Source organism: Rhodopirellula halodulae, from assembly GCF_020966775.1.
In the GTDB taxonomy this organism is placed as follows: Bacteria; Planctomycetota; Planctomycetia; order Pirellulales; family Pirellulaceae; genus Rhodopirellula; species Rhodopirellula halodulae.
This window is the reverse complement of record NZ_JAJKFV010000011.1, coordinates 610276-626424: the sequence shown is the minus strand read 5'-3', so window position 1 is coordinate 626424 and position 16149 is coordinate 610276. Positions and strand designations below refer to the sequence as shown.

The 16149-nt window shown below is 56.2% G+C and carries 17 protein-coding genes; 13 read left to right on the top strand and 4 right to left on the bottom strand.

Annotated features, from left to right (window positions below; all coding sequences use genetic code 11):
- Window positions 1–668 precede the first annotated feature (668 nt).
- From LOC70_RS10965 to LOC70_RS10950, 4 genes are all read right to left on the bottom strand, one after another.
- Window positions 669–902, bottom strand: a complete 234-nt coding sequence (locus tag LOC70_RS10965; protein ID WP_197203817.1) for a hypothetical protein — start codon at window positions 900–902, stop codon at window positions 669–671.
- A gap of 321 nt (window positions 903–1223) precedes the next feature.
- Entirely contained in the window at window positions 1224–1931 is a 708-nt protein-coding gene (locus LOC70_RS10960) for a hypothetical protein (RefSeq protein WP_146439896.1), read from the bottom strand.
- A 78-nt stretch (window positions 1932–2009) separates the two neighbouring features.
- Window positions 2010–2297 carry a hypothetical protein gene (locus LOC70_RS10955; protein ID WP_230253609.1) on the bottom strand — a complete coding sequence of 96 codons (288 nt, stop codon included), beginning with the start codon at window positions 2295–2297 and terminating at the stop codon, window positions 2010–2012.
- Window positions 2298–2303: 6 nt separating this feature from the next.
- Window positions 2304–2597 (bottom strand): hypothetical protein, encoded by a 294-nt coding sequence (locus LOC70_RS10950; protein ID WP_230253608.1) that lies wholly within the window; start codon window positions 2595–2597, stop codon window positions 2304–2306.
- Here LOC70_RS10950 and LOC70_RS10945 point away from each other — a divergent pair.
- The 13 genes from LOC70_RS10945 (at window position 2589) to LOC70_RS10885 (ending at window position 15896) form a co-directional block, all read left to right on the top strand.
- Window positions 2589–3161 (top strand): hypothetical protein, encoded by a 573-nt coding sequence (locus LOC70_RS10945; protein ID WP_146439895.1) that lies wholly within the window; start codon window positions 2589–2591, stop codon window positions 3159–3161. The genes LOC70_RS10950 and LOC70_RS10945 overlap by 9 nt on opposite strands.
- Before the next feature lie 13 nt (window positions 3162–3174).
- Entirely contained in the window at window positions 3175–4509 is a 1335-nt protein-coding gene (locus LOC70_RS10940) for a glycosyltransferase family 25 protein (protein ID WP_146439894.1), read from the top strand.
- Window positions 4510–4514: 5 nt separating this feature from the next.
- Entirely contained in the window at window positions 4515–5270 is a 756-nt protein-coding gene (locus tag LOC70_RS10935) for a glycosyltransferase family 2 protein (protein ID WP_230253607.1), read from the top strand.
- Window positions 5263–5976, top strand: a complete 714-nt coding sequence (locus LOC70_RS10930) for a glycosyltransferase (protein WP_230253606.1) — start codon at window positions 5263–5265, stop codon at window positions 5974–5976. The genes LOC70_RS10935 and LOC70_RS10930 overlap by 8 nt, the downstream gene beginning before the upstream one ends.
- The gene (locus LOC70_RS10925) at window positions 5973–6992 is read left to right on the top strand and encodes a hypothetical protein (protein ID WP_230253605.1); all 1020 of its coding nucleotides are present in this window, start codon (window positions 5973–5975) and stop codon (window positions 6990–6992) included. The genes LOC70_RS10930 and LOC70_RS10925 overlap by 4 nt, the downstream gene beginning before the upstream one ends.
- On the top strand, window positions 6964–7773 hold the full coding sequence (locus tag LOC70_RS10920; protein WP_197137941.1) for a radical SAM protein: 810 nt from the start codon (window positions 6964–6966) through the stop codon (window positions 7771–7773). Before LOC70_RS10925 ends, LOC70_RS10920 begins: the two co-directional genes overlap by 29 nt.
- Window positions 7770–8225: a hypothetical protein gene (locus LOC70_RS10915; protein ID WP_146414950.1), complete on the top strand. Its 456-nt coding sequence runs from the start codon at window positions 7770–7772 to the stop codon at window positions 8223–8225. Before LOC70_RS10920 ends, LOC70_RS10915 begins: the two co-directional genes overlap by 4 nt.
- A 139-nt stretch (window positions 8226–8364) precedes the next feature.
- A complete protein-coding gene (locus LOC70_RS10910) occupies window positions 8365–8721 on the top strand; it encodes a hypothetical protein (RefSeq protein ID WP_230253604.1) in 357 nt (118 codons plus the stop codon).
- A 67-nt stretch (window positions 8722–8788) separates the two neighbouring features.
- Window positions 8789–11236, top strand: coding sequence for a heavy metal translocating P-type ATPase (locus tag LOC70_RS10905; RefSeq protein ID WP_146414948.1), 2448 nt, complete (start codon window positions 8789–8791; stop codon window positions 11234–11236).
- Window positions 11237–11493: 257 nt separating this feature from the next.
- A complete protein-coding gene (locus tag LOC70_RS10900; protein WP_230253603.1) occupies window positions 11494–12930 on the top strand; it encodes a TolC family protein in 1437 nt (478 codons plus the stop codon).
- Window positions 12931–12981: 51 nt separating this feature from the next.
- Window positions 12982–14496, top strand: a complete 1515-nt coding sequence (locus tag LOC70_RS10895) for a copper oxidase (protein WP_146414947.1) — start codon at window positions 12982–12984, stop codon at window positions 14494–14496.
- A 77-nt stretch (window positions 14497–14573) separates the two neighbouring features.
- Window positions 14574–14852 carry a metal-sensitive transcriptional regulator gene (locus LOC70_RS10890; RefSeq protein WP_007328345.1) on the top strand — a complete coding sequence of 93 codons (279 nt, stop codon included), beginning with the start codon at window positions 14574–14576 and terminating at the stop codon, window positions 14850–14852.
- A gap of 75 nt (window positions 14853–14927) precedes the next feature.
- The gene (locus tag LOC70_RS10885) at window positions 14928–15896 is read left to right on the top strand and encodes a potassium channel family protein (RefSeq protein ID WP_230253602.1); all 969 of its coding nucleotides are present in this window, start codon (window positions 14928–14930) and stop codon (window positions 15894–15896) included.
- The last annotated feature ends 253 nt before the right edge of the window (window positions 15897–16149 follow it).

Genomic DNA, 16149 nt, shown 5'->3' with positions numbered 1-16149 from the left:
GGTCGCGTTGGGGTCGCCATCGAACCGATCGCGGAAGACAAGGTCGGCCGCGTGGTGTTCGATGGCGTGGTGGCCGCGCGAGTCAACGTTGTCAAGACTTGGCATAAGTTTGCAGACGTTGGCGAATCGGCCGGTGACACGCTGCAATCGAAACCAGATGGATCGGCACAGATTCTGTGGCGACGTGACCTTAACCAACTCGGTGACCAATGGGCAGTCGTTCGTGTCGGGCGGCCTGCTGATCCGGTTTACCTTGTCGAGGTTCCGACCGGCGGTATCGCTGGTCGCCGAGGAATGCGGACGGGCAGTGCGGACTGCGACCTCTATCAACTCGATAAAGCGGGCGAGATCGAAGCGGTCACCGATCCGGCTGGGGACACAGTACGAATCACCGCTCGGAATCACTCGGCGCAGCGTATTCGCGGACCGATCGCCGATTCGCCAAAGCAATACTTGGAAGTTCAGTTCGACGGTCAGCGATCCTGGGTGATCGACCCGCCCAAGCAAACGCTTCTCTGCAAACCCGCAAAACGTATCAAAGCAAAGTCGTGGGGAACGGCTCGTGAACTTCGATTTGATGGCGGATGGAAACCGATTGGCCCTGCCGTCTCGGTTTACAACGTGTGCGACTACGCGCTGCTGGCGAGCCAACAGATCGTCTGCCACTTTCACGAAGACACATCGGCGTACTTGACGATTGGTTGCCGTTGCTGCGATGGCAGCAGTAGCTCGAGCAGTTCATCAAGCTCCAGCAGTTCGTCGAGTTCAGGTTCCAGTAGCAGTTCTAGCAGCGATTCATCGTCCAGCAGTTCTTCGTCATCGCCCTCGTCATCGGGAAGTTCATCAAGCAGCAATGGCTCGTCGAGTAGTTCGAGCATGAGCAGCTCAAGCTCATCGAGCATGTCGTCGAGTTCCAGCAGTTCTTTGTCCTCCTCCAGTACCAGTCCTTCAGGTTCTAGTTCGTCGAGCAGCGGATCATCCTCCTCGTCGTCCGGCAGTCCGTCGTCTTCGTCCTCATCAAGCAGCGGTTCGTCATCGAGCAGCCCCTCATCGAGCAGCAGTTCCGGCAGTTCGTCGTCTTCATCAAAGTCGTCGTCGAGTAGTCAATCATCCTCAGACTCGTCGTCATCCGACAGCAGCGATTCCTCCCTTAATTCGTCCGCATCCAGCAGCAGCGATTCAAGCGACAGTTCAGCGTCTTCATCGAGCAGCGACAGCAGTAGTCAATCAAGTGATTCGTCGGAGAGTAGCGATTCGAGCAAATCGACTAGTTTGCCGAGCCTGAGCAGTTCATCCAGTTCGGACGGTTCCTCGTCGGCGTCGAGTGGTTCGTCCGACAGTTCGTCGAATTCCCAATCAAGCGATTCATCCAACAGCGAGTCGAGCGACTCATCCAGTCTGCCCAGCAACAGTGGTTCATCAAGCTCCGATGGATCGTCGTCCGCATCGAGTGATTCGTCAGGCAGTTCGTTTGATTCCCAGTCCAGCGACTCATCGACAAGCGAATCGAGTGATTCGAGTACGTCGATCAGTCTTCCAAGCGTGTCTGGGTCCAGTTCATCGGCGAGTGATTCGTCGTCGAGCAACTCGCAATCAAGCGATTCCGGTTCGTCGAGCGATTCGTCCACCTCGCAATCAAGCGAATCAACCAGCAGTCCGTCCGCCAGTAGTTCGCAGTCATCGGCGTCCGAGAGTGATTCATCAACCAGCGAATCATCGACATCTGAATCCAGCCAGTCTGAATCGAGCACATCCGAAAGTGAATCACGAAGCGAGTCCGGATCGGAGAGTGCGCCTTCGTTTAGTTGGAATTCGTCGACGAGCAGCGAAAGCGATTCTGTATCGAGTGAGTCCCAATCGGAATCCCAATCGCAATCAACGTCCGATTCCACATCGCCATCTGCAAGCGAGTCCCAGAGCGAATCAAGCAACGACCGCAGTTCAGACTCGGAAAGTTACTCAGCGAGTGCTTCGGCATCGTACTCGGACAGTGCCTCGGCTAGCGGAAGTCAAAGTGGTTCTGCATCAGGCAGCGGATCGGATTCAGGCTCAGGCAGCGTAAGTGCCTCCGCATCCGACAGCGGCAGCGGATCTGGTTCCGACTCTCGATCAACGAGTACATCGGATTCTGGCAGCGACTCGCGAAGCGATGACTCCACCAGTGCGCCAGCGTCATCAAGTGGTTCTGGATCCCATTCAACCTCACGGTCGACTAGCGATTCGGGATCGGATGGTTCTGACAGTGATCGGCCAAGCGCGAGCGACGACCCGAGTGTCGGCGATTCATCTGGAAGCACCAGCGATCAACCATCCGAAAGCAACGACTCAACATCCGACTCTGACCCACCCAGCGACGGTTCCGACCGCCCCAGCGAAAGTACATCCGATAGCAGCGACGGCTCCGATCGGCCGAGCGAAAGCGATTCAACCGAGGAACCTTCCGAAGACAGCAGCGGATCGAGTGAACCTTGCAACAGCACTTGGATTTGGTCGTGCGGTTGGGAACTGGTGAGCAGTGATTGTGAAGACCCCGGCGATCCACCCAGTTCGTCCGGTTCATTCGATGGAGCAGTAGCAGGGATGACAGCATGATGCATTGCCCACACCTAACGCCCGACAACCAATGCGAAGTGGCATGCCAACTCGCCGGATGTCGCGTTCAAACCACACCGACCGCGTGCAACGCGTGCCAGGCCAATGACAATCCGTGCGCGATCAACGTCGTCACGATCGGCATGGCATTGGTCAACAAGAAGCGACGCAAACAGGACGTCACCGAGCTGGAAACACTGCTTCGCAACTACATGCCAGACGAAGACCCGATTCCGGCGACGCTGAAGATGAGCAGTTACCGACCTGGTCCCGGCAACGAACTCAAGAAAATGATCGCTTGGTTTGCAAAGCCGAGCGAGACGTGCAACTGCGAAACGCGCGTCGACACGATGAACGACTGGGGTGCCGATGGATGCCGCCGAAACATTGACACGATCGTCGATTGGTTACTCGAAGAAGCCCAAGCAAGAGGACTCCCGCATGGAAGGTTTACAGCAAAAGTCGCCCGCAGTCTCGTCAGCACTGCCATCCGCAAGTACGAGCGAAAGTTCCCCGAAGGGGCACCCGAACCAGACCAAGACGATCCGGAGGACGAATTCGATCGTTGAACGTTGCTTCTTGATGAACCTCGATCGACGCGATGATCGGCTGCGTGACTGGATGCGGCAGCTTCCCGATCCGTGGCCGTTCCCCGAACCCGAACGATTCGCCGCGATCGACGGCCGGCGCGTGGCCACGCCCCCGCAGTGGCGGGCTGGGAACGGAGCGTGGGGGTGCTACCGATCTCACTTACTGATTCTCGAAAAGTGTTTGCTCGAACACATCGACTCGTATGTCGTCTTTGAAGACGACGCCGGTTTCGGCGATGACTTTTGCGAACGACTGCAGCAGTTCATTGCGGAATTGCCGGCTGACTGGGGCATGGCGTATCTCGGCGGCCAACATTTATACGCCGGCAAGAACCCGCCTCATAAGGTCAGCGAACACGTCTATCGTCCGTACAACGTGAATCGAACGCACGCGTTTATGGTGCGAGGACGCGAGGCGATGAAAACTCTCTATCGCCATTTGACTTGGAACGACTGGCACACCAAGCATCACATCGACCATCACCTCGGTCGATTGATCCAGCGCCGTTACCAAGCACTCGTGCAAGGTAAGAACATCCAAAAAGAATCCATCGCGGTTTACACGCCCGATCGCTGGCTCGTTGGACAACTTCCGACGAAGTCCAACATATGCGGACGGAAGTGGAGTCAGACTCGGTTCTTCAATGACGCCAAGAACGCTGACCATTCGGACGCACCGTTCTTTGCGGTGCTTGGACCGCACCGCGCCGGCACGTCGTGTGTCGCAATGGTGATGCATCACCTGGGCGTTCACATGGGTAACCAACTCGGTGGCTACGAAGCGACCGGAGGCGGCGAGGCAGTTGGGCTGGCACAGCTTTGTGAAAAGGTGATGCGTTTCCCGGCTACCGATCCGAATGTTAGCGACGACCAACTGACTCAAATGCTCAAGTCGTGGATCGTCAGTCGCAAATCAGAAGCCAACCGCGACAAAACGGTCTCTGGAGCGAAGTATCCGCATCTATGTCGCTTCGTGAATCACCTTCACGCCGGGCTGGGCGATTCACTGCGAATCATCTCCGTCGAACGAGACATCGAAGCGTCGATTCGCTCGCTACAGAATCGTAGCGAGAAACATCGTGGGCAATGGTTCGCGGCGAACGATGAGGAGTGCGAAGTTCTGCAACGCAGTCTCCGTGACCACCGAGACAACTTCATCACTGAGCATCCTGACGTGCCGGTGTTCCGGATCGAGTTCGCCGAGTTGGTGACGTATCCCGAGGAAGTGATTGGCAATCTGGTCGAGTTTCTCGGCATCACGCCGACTCCGGATGAAATCCAGTCGGCGATCGAACACGTCAATCCTGATCTCCGGAAGTTTGGGTGAGAGCCATGTTGAATAGCATCTCAACCGCAGACATCACGTTCTGCATCAAGACGATTCACCGGCCTTGGTCCTGCCATCGGCTGGTCCAGTCGCTGCGCGAGCAAATCGCCGACCCAACCATTGTTGTTGTCGACGACGGTCGGCCGGAACTTCGCTTCAGTGCGAAGTATGCCGAAACCGCCAAGCATTGCACGGTCATCAACCTGGATCGGCACGATGTGGGCGTCGGAGTCGGACGCAATGCGGCGATCGATGCTGCGCAGACCGAGTACATCTTTCTGCTCGACGACGATCACGTCGTTACGGCGGATTTTCACATCGACCGCGTCTGCGAGTACTTCGCCGCTCACGAACTCGACATCCTGGCAGTAAGGCAAGGTGGAGGCGGTCGACCCACGATGCTTTCGCCGCTGATGAACGGCAAACGCATCTGGATGCACCGCGGTGAAAAGAAACGTGTCGGCACCGTGGCCTGGTGCGACATGGTCAGCAACGCGTTTCTCGCTCGCAAGGAAACAATCGCGACGCTCCGTTGGGACGAGGCCCTGAAGACTTACGAGCATTGGGAGTTCTTCTACCGAGCGAGTCACCTCGCCAATCTGCAAATCGCGGTCGCCACGGACTGCTCCGTCGTCCACGCCCATGTTGCCGGAACCGGCTATCGCGACCTGCGTGGCAGAGCGAAGTTCCGTGCGATGGGCCTTCGCAAACACGGTTTCCATTCCTTGCGCTATCCAGGAGGTCAAATCGTCCGTGCGTAATCAAGCAACTTTCTGCATCAAGACGATTCATCGTCCGCATTGCTGTGCGGCGCTCGTTCGCAGCATCTACGACCACTATGGCGACAAGCGTCCGCTGATCCACGTCCTCGATGACGGCAACCCGGAGCTGCGATTCTCGGCCGTTTGTCCAGACGAAGCCGCCATGGTCGATCGACTGATCGAGGCCGAATACGACATCGGCCTTTCCGCCGGTCGCAACAGGCTGCTCGATTCTGGCGACACACCGATCGTTGTCTTCGCCGATGACGATCATCTAGTGACGAATCAAACGCGTCTTCCCGTGTTAATCGGGACGCTCAACAAGCATCACGATCTCGACCTGCTGGCGGCGCTCAGTAACAACGACGAACGTCCTCGCATGTTGCGTGTCGACGGCAGAACACTGCGGATCACATTCGGCAGCTACCGGCAGCGGCGTTCGATTCGCTGGTGCCATTACGTCGGCAACTGCTTTGTTGCCTATCGCGACATCCTGCAAGCGATCCGCTGGGACGAGTCACTCAAGGTCGAAGAGCACTGGGACTTCTTTTGGCGAGCAAAGATCGCCGGCATGAACGTCGCAGTCGATCTGAATCACTCGTTCAAACATGAGCACGTCGACCCGCCCGGCTATCAACGACGGCGACCGGAGTTCTTGAAAGCCGGTTTGGACAAACACGGACTGGAGAAAGTTGTATGGAAATGAAACGAGTGATTGCGGTCCTCGACTTGCCACCACGGCGAGCATCGCAGAACGTACGAGAAAGCTATGAGGCTGCCGCGAAACGATGGGGCGCGGAGGTGCTTTGGATTGACGATCACCTTCAACCGGTGCATCCATTCTGGCAGAAGATGTTTGTCTGCGATCACGTGCATCAAGAGTTCGGGCCGGCGCACGTGCTGCAACTAGACAACGACATGTTGATCCGATCGGACTGTCCTTCGCCGTTTGATCTGCTGACCCCGAAGCAATTCGGAATGGTTGCCGAGCGTCAATCAGCCAATAATCGGATCGACAATGGAGGTTGGCAGCAGCGGGCGCAAGAGATTTGGGCGAAGCGATGCGGTGTGCGGCCGGCACCGACATGGCTGCATCCCAATGGTGGACTCTATCTGTACGGCACAGAAATGTACGGGCCAATGTTTGCTCGCATCATTCGGAATTTGATTCCGACGTGGGGTGCCAGCGATCAAGCCACCGACGAGTCGTTGATCGTCAATCAGCTTTACAACGACCATCCGGGCTACATCAAATTCTTACCGCCCGATTTCAACGTCAGCATGATCTACTCGGCCGCCTGGGCCATCAATCCGGTCATGCAATCTTACGTCTACCATTTTGTTGGTCGCTCAAAAGCTCACATTGATGCCTGTCATTGGCAACGTCGCGTACCACCAGAGCTGCCATTTCCGGGCAATGCTGAAACGCAAGAATTGATTCAACGATGGGGAAATGATCCACCGGCTGAATATGACATCGGACCGATCTTCACTCCACAACTCGCCGCGAACCTGCTGGCCATCTATCCAGACTTGATTGTCACAGGCCAGTGGTCAGACGAGCTAGACCAATTGGATCGACGAATGTGCAGTCATACGGAAACCGGTTCATCGCACTTGGTGCTAACCCGCTTTCTGTTGCAGCTTGGCGTCAACGCCCGGCGCTTTCGACTTCGCGTTAAGGAGGACGCCAATGCAACGCCACAACTTGCCGGCACTTGAGTATCACTTGGCCCACGGTTGCAATCTGTCCTGCCAGCAATGCAGCCACTACAGCGACCATCATTTGCCCGGCGCGATGCCCACGATCGAGCAAGCCGATGCCGACTACCAGAAATGGTCGCATCGGCTGAAGCCGACTCGGTTCGCGTTGCTCGGCGGCGAGCCTCTGTTGAACCCCGCAATATTGGAACACATCAAGCTTGCGAGACAGCATTGGGACAGCGACCTGATGCTCGTTACCAACGGGTTCTTTCTACATCGGTTTCCTGAGTTGCCAAAACTACTCATCGAAACGAATTGCCGACTCGAAGTCAGCCAACACGGAATGCACGACGAGTACGTCAAACGCTTTCGCGAAGTCAAACACCTGGTTTGGCGCTGGCGAGAACAGTTTCCCAGCATTCGCATCAAGATTCGACAGTCGCACCGCGGCTGGATGCGTCAATACAGGGTCGAAGGCGGAAAGCCAATGCCCTTCGCCTCGCGGCCCAACGCCGCGTTCAAAGTTTGCATGCAGAAGACATGCACGCAGCTTCACGAAAGCAAGCTTTGGAAATGTCCTGCGCTCGCCTACTTCGCCAAGCTCGAATCCAAACTTCGATTACAAGACTTGCCGCAATGGCAACTCTTCCGCGACTACCAAGCGTGTTCAGAAAACGCGACGGATGAAGAACTGCAAACCTTCATCGAAACCAAATCTATCCCGCAGTGCCGCTTGTGCCCCAGCAAACGCACCGCATTCTTCCATCCCGATCCTCTGCAACGGAGTGCCCTGCAATGACGTATCCTTCCGACTATCCGGAAATGCCGCCGTATCCCTTTGTCCCGCCGTTTGATCCGCCCGGCAGCGAACCGCCCTACGATCCCGAGGAAGACGACGACGGTCCAATCATTCTCACTCCGCCGCCATCGCCACCGCCGCCGGTGTGGCCCGACGACTATCCGCCAGGCACTCCCGACCCTGGCCCACGCCCACCTTGGTGGCCGAACGATTACCCTTGGCCGCCGCCACCCGAAGAACCGGTCGTGATCGAGTCACCGCCGCCGATTCACGTCTGGCCGCGACTGCCGCCGGACCATCCCTATCACGTCCCGCCGGGTTACTCTGCGCCAGACAACCTTCAGTCAGGTCACCCCGGCGAAGCCTATCCTGGTATGCCCGATTATCCCGTCGTTCATCCCGGAGACTGGGGCGACGATTGGCCGAGCTATCCAGGCATCCTCGACGAGTGACCGCCGACCGTTGACGAAAACGAATAGCGTTACTCTACCAAGGCAATAAACAAAACGCCGGCGTCCCACATCGGGGAGTCGGCGTTTTTGCGTTTTGGGATTTCGGCTGGTGCTACGATGCCATCGACGAACAGCTTTCGTGGCACTTGCGGCAGCATTCGACGCAATTGTCCATGTTACCGACCTTCTCACAGCTGTCGGCGCAGGCCTTGCAAATCGCTGCGCAAGCTTTGCAGTAGTGCGCATGGTGATCGCTATTGCGGCTCATGAAGTCGACGCAGGCAGCACAGGCCGCGATGCAGTCGAGCATCAGCTTGACGTGCGTTTGCTCGACGTGGTCGCCACCTTCGGACAGGCAATGACTGGTCAGCATGTCAGCACAGGTCGTTTGGCACTCTTGGCAGTTTTCGATGCACTCTTTCATGGATGCGGTTGCGGTACTCATTCGTTTCTCCTTTGGAATTTTGCTAATGCGGCCCCTTTGCCGCTGCATTAGCGGTATGCAACTTGCATACCACTATGGGGTATATTGAAGGATGACTTTTTGACAGCCTGGAGAAATCATGGACCACGACAAGAAACACGAGACGTCCTTGCCGGTCGCCGATCCGTCAACGCAGATCGACCCGGTTTGTGGAATGACCGTTTCGGCGGATAGTCCACGATCGGCTGAGTTTGGTGGCAAGAACTACGTTTTTTGCAGCGACGGATGCTTGAAAAAGTTCCAAGATGATCCTGCGGGGGTGCTGGCGAAGCGATCACAGAAAGAGGCATCAAGCGGTTCGTCTTGTTGCGGTGGCGGCGCAGCGGTACAGATCGAGGAAACCTCGGACACGTCTTCGTGCTGCAGTGGTCACTCATCGACCAAGGCGAGCGATGCGCCCGCAGACCCGACGGCGATCTACACCTGCCCTATGCACCCTGAAATCGAGCAGGTCGGCCCCGGCGACTGCCCGATTTGTGGGATGGACTTGGAGCCGAAGGTCGTCTCGTTGGATGAAGAGGGTGAAGATAAACAGTACGCCGACATGAAGCGTCGCTTTTGGGTTGGCGTCGCGTTGTCGGTGCCATTGCTCGTAATCGCGATGGGGCCGATGGTCGGATTGCGGGTCGCGGATTGGATGAGCCAGACGGTGTTTGGTTGGTTGCAGTTGGCGCTGGCGACGCCGGTTGTGTTTTGGTGCGGATGGCCCTTGTTGGTTCGCGGAGCCAAGTCGTTTCACACGATGAACTTGAACATGTTCTCGTTGATCGCCGTGGGAACATTGGCGGCGTATCTGTTCAGTTTGGTCGTCGTGTTGCTTCCTGGTGTGATACCAGAGGCGTTCTTTGAGAACGGTGTTCCACCTCTCTATTTTGAAGCCGCGGCGGTGATCATCACCTTGGTGTTGCTCGGGCAAGTATTGGAACTGCGAGCACGACAGCAGACGGGCGGAGCGATTCGCGAACTCATGAAGCTTGCTCCCGATACGGCACACCGAATCACAGACGATGGCGAGGAAGATGTCTCGCTCGATTCAGTCCACAAGGGCGATCGGCTGCGAGTACGTCCTGGCGAGAAAGTTCCGGTCGATGGGAAAGTTCTCAGCGGGTCGAGCAGCGTTGACGAGTCGATGTTGACGGGCGAGCCGATGCCGGTGAAGAAGGTGGAAGGTGACGAAATCACGGGCGGAACGTTGAACCAGACTGGTGCGCTCGTCATGGAAGCTGTCGGTGTTGGCGGGGACACGGTTCTGAACCGCATCGTGCAAATGGTTGCGGACGCACAGCGGAGTCGTGCTCCGATTCAGAAACTGGTTGATGTGGTCGCGCGTTACTTTGTGCCGGCGGTGATCGTTTGTTCGATGGCAGCGTTCATCGGCTGGGCGGTGTTTGGTCCAGAGCCGCAACTGGCTCATGCGTTCGTAGCGGCCGTTGCGGTGTTGATCATTGCTTGCCCGTGTGCGTTGGGGCTGGCGACGCCGATGTCCGTGATGGTGGGTGTTGGCCGAGGAGCGAAGGAAGGCGTGCTGATCAAGAACGCTGAAGTCCTCGAAGTCATGGAGAAGGTTGACACGATTGTTGTCGACAAGACAGGCACACTGACGCAGGGACGACCGGAAGTGACGGGTGTCGAGACGTTTGCTGACTGGAATGAGAACGATGTGTTGACGTTGGCTTCTGCTGTCGAAGCACAGAGCGAGCATCCGTTGGCTCAGGCGGTCGTTCGCCGAGCGAAGGCGGATGAGTTGCAGCTCGTGGAGGCGAGTGAATTCAATAGTATAACCGGTGGTGGCGTTCGCGCTCGCGTCGATGATCATGATGTGTTGATTGGCAAGGCTGACTTGTTGGACGAACAAGGCATCGAGGGCGTTGATGCGGGGCGAGACAAAGCGGGATCGCATCAGGTCGAAGGTGCGACGGTTGTGTTCGTGGCGATCGACAACAAGCTGGCGGCAATTCTCGCCATCACTGACCCGATCAAGCAAAGCACGCCTGCAGCGCTAAAGACGTTGCATGAACTGGGGTTGAGAGTGGTGATGTTGACCGGCGATGCCGAACCGACCGCGAAAGCCGTCGCGTCGAAACTGGGCATCGACGAATTTCATGCTGGGGTTTCGCCCGAGGAAAAGCATGATTTCGTTCGCAAGCTAAAGCAGGAAGGCAAGACAATTGCGATGTGTGGCGATGGGATCAACGACGCTCCTGCACTGGCCGAAGCGAACGTTGGCATCGCCATGGGCACCGGGACGGGCGTTGCGATTGAGTCTGCCGGTGTCACGCTCGTCGGTGGCGATCTTCGCGGTGTGGCTGCGGCGGCAAACTTGAGTCGCAAAACGATGAGCAACATTCGTCAGAACTTGTTTTTCGCTTTCATCTACAACACCCTGGGAATCCCGGTCGCAGCTGGGTTGCTGTATCCGATCTTCGGCGTGTTGCTCAGTCCCATGATTGCAGCAGCAGCGATGAGTTTTAGCAGTGTGTCGGTGATTGCGAATGCGTTGAGATTGCGGGCAGCCAAGCTCACGTAGTTCCGGTTGGTCGATTTGCGACCAGCGCATAGGCTCGGTAGACCGTACAACTGACCCCCTTTTCGCAAATGACTTTCAGAAAGTTCACTGCAAACATACCCCTCGCAGGTATCTAGCCGATTTGAAAAGCAAGCCAACATGCCGCTGCTCAGATCAAAGGAGTGATTTCAGTGCGATCGTTTTTGTTCAAGTCCGGACTATCAGTCATTGCGACTGCCGGAATTTTTTGTACCGCTGCCAGTGCCCAAATGCCTTCGATGAGTAACACGGCTTCGGCGATCGGTCGCACATTCACGCCACCACCACCAGTGCCATCTGCACCCTACGGTTTAGATCAGCTCGATCCAAGCGGGCCACTGTTCCCCGGTGTTCGTATCGACGGCAGCGACTTCGGTAGCACGCCAGCTCCCGTTTACGTCGACGGCGAAATGATCTCGGAAGCGTTCCCGATGGAAACAGAAGTCCAAGGATACAGGCTAGATGATTTCCTGACTCTGGCGACTCAGAACAATCCCACGATCCGTCAAGCTCGGTTGCAGATTTCAGCACAGACCGCCAAGGCATTGCAGGCAGGTTTGTACCCCAACCCGACCCTGAATTACATCGGCGAACAGATCGGAGTTGATGTCGAAGGCGACAAGGATTCGCCGGGCGAGTTTCAGGGTATGACAGTGAGTCAGCGTTTTGTCACTGCCGGCAAGTTGAAATTGAGTCGCGAAAAATACATGCGTCGTGCTCATGTCTCCGAACACCTCGCGATGGCTCAACAGTTCCGCGTCTGCAATGACGTGCGGATTCACTTCTTCCGAGCGTTAGCGGGTCGCGAAATCGTCGAGCTGCGAAAGGAACTGTTGAAAACGGCCGAAGATGGTGCTGTCACTGCACGCGAGCTTTACAACCAAGGCCAAGCAACACGTCCACAAGTTCGCAAATCGAGCATTGCGTTGCAGCGGGCGAGGCTAGACGTGTTGTCCGCAGAGAATCACTACCGCGAATCATTTCGACGGTTGGTTGCGATCGTTGGTGTCGACTTGACCGACGGCGTCGTCTCCGGCGATCTGATGCCGCAAGGTGAACCGCTTTCTTATCAGGAGGCGATGTCTTTGGTGCTCACGGAAAGTCCAGAACTTGCCGCCGCCCGAGCGAAGTTGGCAGCGGACCGCATCACCGTCCGACGTGAACAAGTCGAGTGGGTTCCGGACATCGTTGCCGAAGGCGGAGCCGGATATAACTTCGAGGCCAAAGAAACCACTGCAGCGGCCGGAGTCTCGATCGAACTGCCTGTGTTTGATCGGAACCAGGGCACCATTCGCCAAGCCCAACTGGATTATCGCCGGCAACAGGAAGAGATTCGACGAACCGAGTTGATGCTGGGGCAGCAGATGGCCAACGTCTACCAACAGTATTTGACGGCACTGCAAATCGCGACGGAATACGATCGGGTGATCATTCCCGAAGCCGAATTGGCCTATCAAGAATTGCTCGAAAGCTACAAAGCGAACCGAGTTGATTGGCCGACCGTTTTGGACGCACAGATGGATTACTTCGACTCACGTTTGACCCGAGTCCAACATCTCGAACAAGTTCGCACGAACGAAGTTCTCGTCAGAGGCTACCTGCTGCACGGCGGTTTGATGGCAGCCCCTGGCCCAACGCCACCAGGTCACATCGACGCCGTTGCGAAGCCTCGTTAATCAACGCTTCGTCGTCACCAACATCCATTCACATCAAACAGTCTCAATCTCATGCCCAGTCCAGAAGATCGTCGCAAGTTTTTGAAAGTAGGCTCGTTCGCCGCAGCAACTGGTTTCGTTGGCAATTTGCTGGGACGCGATGCCAACGCGCAAGAGCCCATGCAGCACAACGGCATGAAGCAACACGACAACATGCCGCAGCCAATCGGCAACGCCTCGGCTCGCCCTGAAATCCCGGCCTCATCTGAGGTCGTTGCGGAATACGACGGATTCTCTCGCTTCAAACCCAGTCGCGGTCTCGATCCAGACTCGGACTATTACATCGGCAAGCTGGTTCCAGGGTTTCGCAAGGCTTCCGATGGCCCCGCGCCATTTGAGGCTCCCGACATCCCAACGTTGCCCTACAAGATGGACAACGGTGTGAAGGTGTTTGAACTTGTGCCGATGGCAGTTCAGCAAGAGTTTCATCCTGGCGTGAAGATGAACGTTTACGGTTACAACGGCAGCATGCCTGGCCCGACGATCGAAGTCACGCAAGGCGATCGTGTTCGCATCGTCGTGACCAATGAATTGCCTGAAGATACGTTCGTCCATTGGCATGGTTTCGAGCTGCCCGTTCAGTATGACGGAGCCGCCACGTTGACTCAGAATCCCATCAAGCCTGGAAAGACGAAGGTCTTTGAATTCGACATCCACGAGGAAGGCACCTTTTTCTATCACTCGCATGTGGCGATGCAAGAAGCGTTTGGACAAGTCGGATGGTTCATCGTCCATCCCAAGAAGGTCTTCGATCCACCGGTGGATCGCGATTTCGGATTGCTATTTCAGAATTTTCATATTCCGCCGACGCACACGATTAGCGATTCGTGGTCGATGGACTGGAATTGGCACACGATCAACGGCAAGAGTGGCCCCTACACGACACCGCTTGTATGCAAACATGGCGAGCGTGTTCGTGTGCGACTGTTGAACTTCGCCCCGATGCAACACCATCCGATCCACCTGCATGGGCATACGTTTTGGGTGACCAGTCACGAAGGGGCTCGCATTCCCAAGAGTGCCTGGGTTCCACGCAACAACGAATTGGTCGGTGTCGCTCAGGCTTCAAGCTTCGAGTTCATCGCCAACAACCCCGGCGATTGGATTTTCCATTGTCACATGATTCACCACATGATGAACCACATGGTCAAACAAGTGGGGCCGCGAATGCGCGATGACGCTTCGGTCGATCAGTACCTCGCGAATCTCAGCAGCCGTCCGCAAGTCGACGCTACACGAAGTGACAAATTCGCGACGCCAGGCTACCCACAGAAGATGCAGGGCATGGAAATGTCCGACGCATTCATGAAAGCGATTTGGAGCCGAAAGGAAGTTCGCGGAATGCGAGCGAACTATGCGATGTCGGTCAAAGGATTGATGACCGTGCTGCGAGTTCTGCCAGACGATCTGTATGAGTTGGTAATAAACAGCGACCAGCCGGTTGAAAAGGGAGCGGTATTCGCTGAAATCGTTCGTCGTTTCGGTGACCCCGGTAAGTACGAAGCTGCGCCCAAGATGATGATGTGAAGCGGACTAACTGCGGAGCCGTTTAGAGGCTAAAATCGGGAACTCCGCGAAACCAACTTGACTAAAAGTCTCCACGAATGCTGTCCGACGACGAGAAAAAGAAGCTCAACAATCGACTTCGACGTGTCATCGGACAAGTCGAAGCGGTTGGTCGCATGATCGAGGATGAGGAATACTGCGTCGATATCCTGATGCAGTTGTCCGCCGCGACGGGTGCACTCAACAAAGTCGGCCAAATCGTCCTAGAGCAGCACATCCGATCCTGCGTCAGCGAGGCGATCAAGAGTGGCAGTGCCAAGGACCGCGACGAGAAGATCGAAGAGCTGATGACAGTCTTTCGGAAGTACGGCGAGTGAGTTATTAACGCGATGAATTGGTTCCTGACTACTGGCGGGTTTCTTGTGACCTGCCTTGGCGTCTGGGAAACCTTCATGGCAGTTATGCATCCTCGTGCGACGGTTGGCCCGATCACGAAATGCATCAATCGTGGCTTTCACTTTTTAGTCCGAACGCGAGTATTCGCTCATCCGCGAGTTGTGGTTTACTGCGGACCGGCGTTGATAGCGACGCAGGTGTTGTGTTGGGCGACGCTACTGTTGATTGGTGTCAGCCTGATCGTATGGCCTCAGCTCGGCACGGGCATCACGGCAACCGGATTGACACCGACGGACAGGGGTTTTGCGAGCGCGGTGTATTACGCTGGTTTCACGATCACCACCCTGGGTGTGGGCGACTTGGTGCCGCGAACGCCAGCAATGCAGTTCTTGACCATCACGGCTGCTGGTTTGGGGTTTAGCTTCTTCACGCTTGTTCTCGCCTATGTCATTTCGGTCTATTCGACCCTGGCCCGTCGCAACCAGTTTGCCAACGAAATTGAGTATCGCACCGGACGAACGGGCGACAGCCTTGGCTATTTGCGAGCGTATCTGACCGGGAGCGATCCTTCGTTAGTCAACCAAGACCTATACACGATGTCGTCGAACATGGCGGACTTGTTGGAGTCACATCATTTCTATCCGGTCCTGCATTACTTTCGATTCAGCGAACCGCGGTATGCAATGACCCGAATGCTGAGATTCTGCCTGGAGGTATCTTCGATGATGCGAGCGGTGCGGCAAGTCGATGCGGCCAAGCTCCCCGCCAGCACCGAGGCTGTCGATCGGCTTTGGCACGCTAGCATGCAGATGCTGGAGGAGACCAAACGGCATTTCGTGATCTGTCACTCGACGCATGACGCGCCCGACCCACGGTTGGCGATCGAGATTTCACCGTTGATTGGCGACTCTGACGATTTATTGGACCAGCTAAAAGCTGCCTTTGTCGATCAGCAATCCGAGTGGCTTCACGACCTGAACGCGCTAGCGGTTTGCACCAGCAGCGAACCCCGAAAAGAATCCTGAAATCTTTTCACGAAGTCGTGAAGAAACGTCGGGGCCGTGCATCCAAAGAGCATCAAAGAAGAGATTCCCTCAGTGGGAGTCCTTTGAAAGCTTTTGGAACTGTCCGCCATGAACCGTCGTCACACCAATGCTGCCGCTCGATTGTTTGCTGCTTTTGCAGTGATCGCGGTGCTGTTGGCGTCCTCGCCGGCGGCCCGAGCAGGATCAAACGACGCGAAGCCTTGCCCTCATGCGTGCTGCCAACCGCAGCCGG

What these genes read in the sequence shown, in the direction of transcription:
- LOC70_RS10925 (WP_230253605.1), top strand. Translation starts at nt 5,973, where the DNA reads ATGAAACGAGTGATTGCGGTCCTCGACTTGCCACCACGGCGAGCATCG.
- LOC70_RS10900 (WP_230253603.1), top strand. Translation starts at nt 11,494, where the DNA reads ATGAGTAACACGGCTTCGGCGATCGGTCGCACATTCACGCCACCACCA.
- LOC70_RS10895 (WP_146414947.1), top strand. Translation starts at nt 12,982, where the DNA reads ATGCCCAGTCCAGAAGATCGTCGCAAGTTTTTGAAAGTAGGCTCGTTC.
- LOC70_RS10950 (WP_230253608.1), bottom strand. Translation starts at nt 2,597, where the DNA reads ATGCATCATGCTGTCATCCCTGCTACTGCTCCATCGAATGAACCGGAC.
- LOC70_RS10905 (WP_146414948.1), top strand. Translation starts at nt 8,789, where the DNA reads ATGGACCACGACAAGAAACACGAGACGTCCTTGCCGGTCGCCGATCCG.
- LOC70_RS10885 (WP_230253602.1), top strand. Translation starts at nt 14,928, where the DNA reads ATGGCAGTTATGCATCCTCGTGCGACGGTTGGCCCGATCACGAAATGC.
- LOC70_RS10940 (WP_146439894.1), top strand. Translation starts at nt 3,175, where the DNA reads ATGAACCTCGATCGACGCGATGATCGGCTGCGTGACTGGATGCGGCAG.
- LOC70_RS10890 (WP_007328345.1), top strand. Translation starts at nt 14,574, where the DNA reads ATGCTGTCCGACGACGAGAAAAAGAAGCTCAACAATCGACTTCGACGT.
- LOC70_RS10965 (WP_197203817.1), bottom strand. Translation starts at nt 902, where the DNA reads ATGCTCGATGAGCTTGAGCTGCTCATGCTCGAACTACTCGACGAGCCA.
- LOC70_RS10935 (WP_230253607.1), top strand. Translation starts at nt 4,515, where the DNA reads ATGTTGAATAGCATCTCAACCGCAGACATCACGTTCTGCATCAAGACG.
- LOC70_RS10945 (WP_146439895.1), top strand. Translation starts at nt 2,589, where the DNA reads ATGATGCATTGCCCACACCTAACGCCCGACAACCAATGCGAAGTGGCA.
- LOC70_RS10915 (WP_146414950.1), top strand. Translation starts at nt 7,770, where the DNA reads ATGACGTATCCTTCCGACTATCCGGAAATGCCGCCGTATCCCTTTGTC.
- LOC70_RS10920 (WP_197137941.1), top strand. Translation starts at nt 6,964, where the DNA reads ATGCAACGCCACAACTTGCCGGCACTTGAGTATCACTTGGCCCACGGT.